Source organism: Skermanella sp., from assembly GCF_059503625.1.
In genome coordinates, this window is the sequence record NZ_JCACHA010000856.1 from 1 (window position 1) to 8,246 (window position 8,246).

Annotated in this window: 10 protein-coding genes and 1 pseudogene; 8 read left to right on the plus strand and 3 right to left on the minus strand. The window is 64.8% G+C overall.

Annotation, left to right across the window (positions count from 1 at the left end; genetic code table 11):
• From AC5JJ6_RS31030 to AC5JJ6_RS31045, 4 genes are all read left to right on the plus strand, one after another.
• Positions 1–1,248 (plus strand): peptide ABC transporter substrate-binding protein (locus tag AC5JJ6_RS31030; protein ID WP_496045747.1); only part of this gene is annotated, 1,248 nt, incomplete at its 5' end.
• 14 nt (positions 1,249–1,262) lie between these two features.
• Positions 1,263–2,231, plus strand: coding sequence for an ABC transporter permease (locus tag AC5JJ6_RS31035; protein WP_496045748.1), 969 nt, complete (start codon positions 1,263–1,265; stop codon positions 2,229–2,231).
• On the plus strand, positions 2,228–3,115 hold the full coding sequence (locus tag AC5JJ6_RS31040; protein WP_496045749.1) for an ABC transporter permease: 888 nt from the start codon (positions 2,228–2,230) through the stop codon (positions 3,113–3,115). The genes AC5JJ6_RS31035 and AC5JJ6_RS31040 overlap by 4 nt, the downstream gene beginning before the upstream one ends.
• An 87-nt stretch (positions 3,116–3,202) precedes the next feature.
• Positions 3,203–5,182 (plus strand): BCCT family transporter, encoded by a 1,980-nt coding sequence (locus AC5JJ6_RS31045; protein WP_496045750.1) that lies wholly within the window; start codon positions 3,203–3,205, stop codon positions 5,180–5,182.
• Here AC5JJ6_RS31045 and AC5JJ6_RS31050 read toward each other — a convergent pair.
• Genes AC5JJ6_RS31050 through AC5JJ6_RS31060 form a run of 3 tightly spaced genes read right to left on the minus strand, consistent with a single transcriptional unit; the run spans position 5,155 to position 6,434 of the window.
• Positions 5,155–5,532, minus strand: a complete 378-nt coding sequence (locus AC5JJ6_RS31050; protein WP_496045751.1) for an ArsR/SmtB family transcription factor — start codon at positions 5,530–5,532, stop codon at positions 5,155–5,157. The genes AC5JJ6_RS31045 and AC5JJ6_RS31050 overlap by 28 nt on opposite strands.
• A gap of 39 nt (positions 5,533–5,571) precedes the next feature.
• Positions 5,572–6,003, minus strand: coding sequence for a DUF6691 family protein (locus AC5JJ6_RS31055; protein WP_496045752.1), 432 nt, complete (start codon positions 6,001–6,003; stop codon positions 5,572–5,574).
• A 5-nt stretch (positions 6,004–6,008) separates the two neighbouring features.
• The gene (locus tag AC5JJ6_RS31060; RefSeq protein ID WP_496045753.1) at positions 6,009–6,434 is read right to left on the minus strand and encodes a YeeE/YedE family protein; all 426 of its coding nucleotides are present in this window, start codon (positions 6,432–6,434) and stop codon (positions 6,009–6,011) included.
• 127 nt (positions 6,435–6,561) lie between these two features.
• On the opposite strand from AC5JJ6_RS31060, the gene AC5JJ6_RS31065 reads away from it, so the two are divergent.
• The 4 genes and pseudogenes from AC5JJ6_RS31065 to AC5JJ6_RS31080 all read left to right on the plus strand — a co-directional run.
• The gene (locus AC5JJ6_RS31065) at positions 6,562–6,918 is read left to right on the plus strand and encodes a carboxymuconolactone decarboxylase family protein (RefSeq protein WP_496045754.1); all 357 of its coding nucleotides are present in this window, start codon (positions 6,562–6,564) and stop codon (positions 6,916–6,918) included.
• Positions 6,919–6,957: 39 nt separating this feature from the next.
• Positions 6,958–7,650 (plus strand): Crp/Fnr family transcriptional regulator, encoded by a 693-nt coding sequence (locus AC5JJ6_RS31070; protein WP_496045755.1) that lies wholly within the window; start codon positions 6,958–6,960, stop codon positions 7,648–7,650.
• 68 nt (positions 7,651–7,718) lie between these two features.
• Positions 7,719–7,916: a YgaP family membrane protein gene (locus tag AC5JJ6_RS31075; protein ID WP_496045756.1), complete on the plus strand. Its 198-nt coding sequence runs from the start codon at positions 7,719–7,721 to the stop codon at positions 7,914–7,916.
• Between the two features lie 27 nt (positions 7,917–7,943).
• Positions 7,944–8,246, plus strand: a pseudogene (locus AC5JJ6_RS31080) (cytochrome c oxidase accessory protein CcoG); the annotation flags it as partial.

Genomic DNA, 8,246 nt, shown 5'->3' on the forward strand with positions numbered 1-8,246 from the left:
GCCAAGGACATCGCGGGGATCACGGCGGTCGACGACAAGACCTTCACCATCCACTGGGACAAGTTCAGGTGCAGCTACGACTCGATCAACGATTTCCTGCTGCTGCCCGAGCACCTGGAGCGCCCGGTCTTCGAAGCCGATCCGTCCCAATACCGGACCCATACGCTCTACGATACCGACCGGACCAATCCCGGCCTCTACTTTGGCCCCTACAGGATCACGCGGGTCGAATCCGGCGCCTATGTGGTGCTCGAACAGAACCCAACATGGTGGGGCGAGAAGCCCAACTTCAAGCGGATCGTGGTGCGGACGATCGAGAACACCTCCGCGATGGAAGCCAACCTGCTCTCCGGAGAGGTCGATTTCGTAGCCGGCGAGGTCGGGCTGTCGATCGAGCAGGCGCTTGCGTTCGAGAAGCGCAACGGCAAGCGCTTCAACGTCGTCTACAAGCCGGGACTATTCTTCGAGCATATCGACCTGAAGCTCGACAACCCGATCCTGGCCGACGTCCGGGTCCGCCGCGCTCTCCTGATGGCGATCGACCGCGACGCGATCTCCCGCCAGTTGTTCGAGGGCAAGCAGCCGGTGGCGCACGGGCAGGTCAACCCGCTGGATCGCTACTACTCCGATGACTTCCCGAAATACCCGTTCGACACGGCAGCCGCCGTAAAGCTTCTGGAAGAAGCGGGCTGGAAGGAGCTTCGCGGCGGGATCAGGCATGACTCATCAGGACGCCGGCTCAGCCTGGAGTTCCAGTCAACCGCCGGCAACAGGACGCGGGAGTTGGTCCAGCAGGTGCTTCAAGCGCAGTGGCAGAAGGCCGGCATCGAAGTGAAGATCAACAACCAGCCGGCCCGCGTGCTGTTCGGCTCCACGATGCGCGAGCGGCAGTTTCCGGGGATGGCGATGTTCGCGTGGCTGAGCGCGCCCGAGAACATTCCCCGGACCATCCTGCATTCGACCATGATCCCGACGCCGGAGAACGGCTTTTCCGGCCAAAACTATGTCGGCTTCAGCAATCCGGAGGCCGACAAGCTGATCGACGACCTGGAAGTCACCTGCAAGGAGGACGAGGCGAGGCCGCTTTGGACCCGCCTGCAACAGATCTACGCCGAGCAGCTGCCCTCCCTGCCCCTCTATTTCCGGTCCGACAGCTACATCATGCCGAGTTGGCTTGAAGGCGTCAGGCCGACCGGCCACCAGTATGCGTCGAGCCTGTGGGTCGAGCAGTGGCGGTCGAAGCAGTGATCTGGCTCGCATAGATGCTGCGGTTCGTTGCGGTCCGGCTGCTCCAGGCGCTCGTCGTCCTGCTGGTCATGTCGTTCCTGATCTACGGACTGATCGGGCTGATGCCGGGCGACCCGATCGACCTGATGATCAACGCCAACCCCAACCTGTCTCCGTCGGACGCGGCTCGGCTTCGGGCGCTCTACGGGCTCGACCTGCCGATCTGGACCCGCTACCTGAACTGGCTTGCCGCCGCCCTTCAGGGCGACCTCGGCTATTCCCGCCTGATCTCCCAGCCGGTGCTGGACGTGCTGAAGCCGCGTCTGCTGAACACCCTGCTGCTGCTCAGCATTTCGCTTGTGCTCTCGCTCGCCATCGCGATCCCGCTGGGCGTCCATGCCGCACGGAAGCCCAATTCGGTAACCGATACCGCCGTCAACCTGCTGTGCTTCGCCGGGATCTCGGTGCCGCCGTTCTGGCTGGCGCTGCTGTTCATCATCCTGTTCTCGGTCACCCTGGGTATCCTGCCGGCAGGCGGGATGGCGCCCATCGGGGGCGACGGCGGTCTGGCGGAGCGCCTGCCCTATCTGGTGATGCCGGTCGCGACCCTGACGCTGGTCAGCATCGGCGGCTATACCCGCTTCGTTCGGGCTGCCGTCCTGGAGCAGTTGCGGCAGGATTACATCCGGACCGCCCGCGCCAAGGGCGTGTCGGAGCGCGGCGTCGTCTGGCGGCACGCGCTGCGCAACGCCATGATCCCGGTGGTGACGATAGTGGCGCTGGGGTTCGGCTCCCTGTTTTCCGGAGCTCTCGTGACCGAGACGATGTTCGCCTATCTAGGCATGGGCAAGCTGATCTACGATTCGATCCTGGGCAACGACTACAACATCGCCCTGGTCGGGCTGCTGCTGGCGACGCTGATGACGCTGGCCGGCAACCTGCTGGCCGACCTCGGCTACGCCGCCCTCGATCCCCGCATCAGCTTCACGGAGACCAGGACTTGAGCGCAGGACGGCGCTTCCTGAGCCACCCGGCCTCGGTCATCAGCCTGGGGGTGCTGGTCCTGCTGGGAGCGGCTGCCCTGGCCGCTCCGCTGGTCGAGGGCTGGCTGGGCATCGATGCCAACGCCGTCAGCCTGTTCAACCGCTTCGGTCCGCCCTCGGCGGAGAACTGGCTGGGAACGGACGAGCTTGGCCGCGACGTTCTGGTCAGGCTGCTCCATGGCGGCCGGGTTTCGCTGTTCGTCGGGATCGCCGCCGCGTTGGCTTCCGCCGTGATCGGGACCGTCGTCGGCCTGATCGCCGGGTTCTACGGCGGGCGGCTCGACGACTTCCTGATGCGGCTGACCGACGGCGTGATCGCCTTGCCCCTGCTGCCGCTGCTGATCGTTCTGGCCGCCGTCGATCTGGGCAAGCTGGGCCTGCCGGCGGGACTGGCGCAGTCGGAGCAGGTCAGCCTCTACAGGATAATCGTGATCGTCTCGCTGGCGGGCTGGACCACCGTGGCGCGTCTAGTGCGCGGCGCGGCGCTCAGCGTCCGGCAGCGGGAATTCGTCCTGGCGGCCACAGCACTCGGGGCCGGCAACGCACGGCTGATGCTGGTCCACATCCTGCCCAACGTCGCCTCCCCCATCGTGGTAGCGACGACGCTGTCGATCGGCAACATCATCCTGCTCGAGTCGGTATTGAGCTTCCTCGGCCTCGGCATCCAGCCGCCGCTGCCGAGCTGGGGCAACATGCTGACCAACGCGCAGGAGCTGATCTGGTCGGCGCCCCTGCTGGCGATCTATCCCGGCCTGCTGATCTTTGTCACGGTGATCGCCTTCAACTTCGTCGGCGACGGTTTGCAGGACGCGCTCGACCCTAGGGCCGGACCTCAGCGCCGCTGATTGCCACCTTTCCGCCATCTTGCGTGTTGTCCCGCCTGAAGCTCCGGTGTCAGGCCGGAGCTGGGTGCGAGAAGGAGACAACCAGCCATGAGGCAAAAAACGATCAATCCCCCGGTATTCTGGGGGGCCAGTCTCATCGTCGGCGCTTTGCTGGCGCTTGGGGTCGTCTTTCCGCATGAGTCGGAAGAAATATTCGCGGCTGTCCAGTCTTCGATCATCGAAGGGTTCGGCTGGCTGTATATTCTGTCGGTCGCCGGCTTCGTTTTCGTTTGTCTTTTCCTGGGATTGAGCCGCTATGGCCGGCTGAAGCTGGGTCCCGACGATTCGGAGCCGGACTTCAGCTATCCGTCCTGGATCGCCATGCTGTTCGCCGCCGGCATGGGCATCGGCCTGATGTTCTTCGCGGTGGCGGAACCGATCCAGCACTATGCCAAGCCTCCCGAGGCCGCTCCGCTGACGATGGAGGCAGCGCGCGAGGCGATGGTCATCACCTTCGTCCACTGGGGCGTCCATGCCTGGGCGATCTACGGCATCGTCGGGTTGTCGCTGGCCTATTTCAGCTTCCGCTACAACCTGCCGCTGACCATCCGCTCCGGCCTTTATCCGCTGTTCAAGAACCGGATCAACGGGCCGATCGGCGATGCGGTCGATATCTTCGCGATTTGCGGCACCCTGTTCGGCATCACCACGTCGCTGGGTTTCGGGGTGCTCCAGATCAATTCCGGTCTGCATTACCTGTTCGGCCTGCCGAACGAGCTTTGGGTGCAGATCCCGCTGATCGTCGTGATCACGCTGATGGCCATGGCCTCGGTGCTGAGCGGCCTGGATGTCGGCATCCGCCGCCTGTCGGAACTGAACCTGATCTGCGCCATCCTGCTGATGCTGTTCGTGCTGGCGGTCGGGCCGACGACGTTCCTGCTGAAAGCCTTCGTCCAGAACGTCGGCACATACCTGGACCATTTCTTCATCCGCACCTTCAACCTGTATGCCTATGAGCCGCAAAGCTGGCTGAGTTCCTGGACGCTGTTCTACTGGGCCTGGTGGATCGCCTGGTCGCCCTTCGTCGGCATGTTCATCGCCCGCATCTCGCGCGGGCGGACGGTCCGGCAGTTCATCGGCGGCGTCCTGTTCATCCCCAGCGGCTTCTCGTTCCTCTGGATGACGGTGTTCGGCAATACCGCGATCTGGCTCGACATGAACGAGGCCTCCGGCGCCATCGCGGCGGCGGTATCGGCCGACGTGTCGGTGGCCCTGTTCCAGTTCTTCACCTACCTGCCGTTCAGCGCCGTGGCCTCGGGTCTGGCGGTGCTGCTGGTTGCGATCTTCTTCGTGACGTCGTCGGATTCCGGCTCCTTGGTGATCGACACGATCGCCGCGGGCGGTGCCGAATCGACCCCGGTCTGGCAACGGGTCTACTGGTGCAGCCTGGAAGGGCTGGCCGCCGCCCTGCTGCTGATGGCCGGCGGGCTGACGGCGCTTCAGACGGTGACGCTGATCTCGGCCCTGCCCTTCACCTTCATCATGATCCTGCTGACCGCAGGCCTGATCCGCGGCATGCAGGCCGATGTCGCCAGCAGCCAGGCGGCGACCAGCACGGCGGTCCCCTCGACCGAGATCTCATGGACGCGGCGGCTGGAGCTGATCCTGCACACGCCTCAGCGGACGGATGTCAGGCGCTTCATCGACGATGCGGTCAAGCCGGCGCTGGAGACGGTGGCGAAGGAGATGCGCGGGCGCGGCCTGACGGCGACGGTCGAACCGGACGGCGACGACGGCGTGGCCCTGACCATTCCGGCGGTGGAAACGCGCAGCTTCGTCTACGGCGTCCGTCCGGTCCGCCATCTCCTGCCCGCCTTCACGGCGGCCGAGGCGGCATCGAGCGAGGAGAAGCGCCCGCATAGCTGGGTGGCGCGGACCTTCTTCTCCGACGGCAGCCGGGGCTACGACGTGATGGGCTTCTCCCGCGACCAGATCATCAGCGACGTGGTGGCGCAGTACGAACGCTATCAGGCGCTGACCCAGTCAAAGGCGACCGCCCTCTACATCACGTCGCCCGACCCCGCCTGATCGGCCCCATCCAGAGGAGGACAGAACAACCTCTGCAATTCGGCAAGGAACGGCCTGACCCGGTCCGAGGCGATACGGTAATGGATCACCGTTCCCTCGCGCCGGGTCGCCACCAGCCCTTCCTCCCGCAGCAGCGCCAGATGGCGCGACAGGTTGGATTGGTTGAGGCCGAGCGTCTGGAGCATCTCCCCGACGGAGGTCTCGCCGTCGACAAGGCGGCACAGGATCATCAGCCGGTGACGGCTGGCGAGCGAGCGGAGGAAGGCTTCCGCTTCCGCCGCACTCGCCTCCAGCGCCGCCGGGTCGAGATGGGTTTCCGGTGTCTTGGATGCGGATGAGCTGACTGTCATGCTGGAACCATAGCCTGAAGTGGCAGTACGGGCACGCGGCTAGCGCCGGGAGCCCGGCAGCAGCCTTTGATATAGGTCGAAGACGACCATCCCGGCCAGCATCGCCGCCACGAAGACCAGCGTACCCGCCTGCCCCGAAACGGACGCCACCAAGGCCGGGGCAGGACAGTAGCCGGCAAGCCCCCACCCGGCGCCGAACAGGATGGCCCCCAGGATCAGCCGCCCATCGATGCCGGTCTTCGAGGGCTCCAGGAAACGGCCTTCGCAAACCGGGTGCTGGCGGCGGCGGGCCAGCATGAAGCCGGCCGCAGCGACCGGGATGGCTCCGCCCATGACGAAGGCGAGACTGGGGTCCCAGTCGCCGGCGATATCCAGGAAGGCCAGGACTTTCGCGGGATCGACCATCCCGGACACGATGATGCCCAGGCCGAACACAAGGCCGGAAGCGAAGGCGACGAACAGCGCACGCATGGCGGTCAGGCTCCGATTACGTGGCGGACAAGGAAGACGGTGGCTGCCGCAGTCGCCATGAAGACTCCGGTCGCGATCAGGGATCGCGGCGACAGCCGGGCGATGCCGCAGACTCCGTGGCCGCTGGTGCAGCCGCTGCCGAGCCGCGTCCCGAATCCCACCAGCAGACCGGCGACAGCCAGCAGGTCCACCGATTCCAGAACCGGAGCCGGCGCCGAGTAGCCGACCGCCAAGCCGAGCAGGAGCGGAGCCGCCAGCAAGCCTGCAAGAAATGCCGCGCGCCAAGCGGTTTCCTTGCGCCGGATCGGCAGCATTCCGCCGACGATCCCGCTGATGCCGGCGATCCGGCCCAGCCCCAGCCAGAGCAGCGCTGCGGCAAGACCGATCAGCATGCCGCCGGCAGCGGATGCTACAGGGGTGAAGTTCTCCATCGCGGGTTCCCTTCCATGACCGTTCAGCTTTAAACATTACTCATGTATAATTGATAATTGACTCATATACGATTTTGGAGCAGGATTGCAAACGAAGATTTGAATCGCCCCCCACCGGAGAAGCGTCATGAACAAGGACTGGGTACAAACGACGAAGGATATGTCAGCCGCTCTCAAGCAGCTTCGGGGCGGCGCACCCGCCGTCATGCAGGGCTTTTCGTCCATCGCCCAGGCGGCGCTGAAGGCCAATGCGCTGGATACCAAGACCAAGGAGCTGATAGCGCTGGCCATCGCGGTCGCCACCCGCTGCGACGGCTGCATCGCCTTCCACGCCGAAGCCGCCGTCAAGCAGGGCGCCAGCCGGGAAGAGGTGCTGGAGACGATGGGGATGGCGATCTACATGGGCGCCGGCCCCAGCGTGATGTACGCGGCGCAGGCGCTCGAGGCTTTCGATCAATTCCAGGATATCAAGACATCGGCATAATATGAACGTCTTGGTTCCTGCCTGGAGATGATGATCGCGATGTCCACCGCACCCGACTGGCTGCACTCGCTTCCGGCCCTGGCCTCCCTGGACGCGGAAGCGTTCGACCTGCTGGCGAAGGCGGCCACGAAGGTGGACGTGAAGGCCGGCACGGTGCTGTTCCGGCCGGGGGATGCCTGCTCCAGCTTCCTGATCGTCCTGACCGGCTCCGTCCGCGTGCAGTTGCTGTCGGAAGCCGGGCGCGAGATCGTCCTGTACCGCGTCGGAACGGGGAGCACCTGCGTCCTCACGACGTCCTGCCTGATCGGCAACGAAGGCTACGGGGCGGAAGGCATCGCGGAGACCGCCGTATCGGCCGTGGCCCTGCCGAAGGACAGCTTCGACAGGCTGATAACCCGCTCTACCGCGTTCCGCGACTTCGTCTTCCACAGCTTCGGCGCACGGCTTACCGACCTGATGAAGCTGGTCAGCGAAGTGGCGTTTGGCCGTATCGACTGCCGGCTGGCGGAGGCGCTGGTCAGCCACGCTCCGCAGGGTGGCCCGGTTGCCCTGACCCATCAGGCGCTGGCGGTCGAACTGGGCACCGCCCGCGAGGTCGTCAGCCGTCACCTGAAGGATTTTCAGCGGCGGGGATTTGTCGATCTGGGCCGGGGCCATCTGGAAGTGCGGAACGTCTCCGGGCTGCGAGATCTTGCCGCATCCCCCTCCGGCGCGGGATGTAGTGTGACTTAGTCACTGAGGAAGGCGCATCATCGGCGCAAGACTTCGGCATGTTCATCAAATGCAAGAGGATGCATGTCATGCTGTCGAAAAACGTTGGATCGATCGACCGGATCCTCCGGATCGTCGTGGGCCTCGGCCTGATCTCCCTGGTCTTCGTCGGTCCGCAGACCCCCTGGGGCTGGATCGGGATAGTCCCGCTGCTGACCGCCGCCATCAGCTTCTGCCCCCTCTACACGCTGATCGGCATCCGCACCTGCCCGATCGGCAACAAGTAGTATCTCGGAGCCTGGGAGAGACTGAGAATGGCGCTCGCGACACCGGATGAACCGGAAATCACCAGACGCGCCCTGTTCAAGGAACGGGACAAGGTCTATCCGAAGTCGGTCAAGGGCAAGTTCAGGACGTTGAAGTGGACGGCACTGATCCTGCTGCTGTCGATCTACTACATCACGCCCTGGATACGCTGGGACCGTGGACCGGACGCGCCCGATCAGGCCATCCTGATCGACATGACCGGCCGGCGAGCCTATTTCTTCTTCATCGAGATCTGGCCGCAGCAGGTCTACTTCCTGACCGGCATCCTGATCGTGGCCGCCATCGGTCTC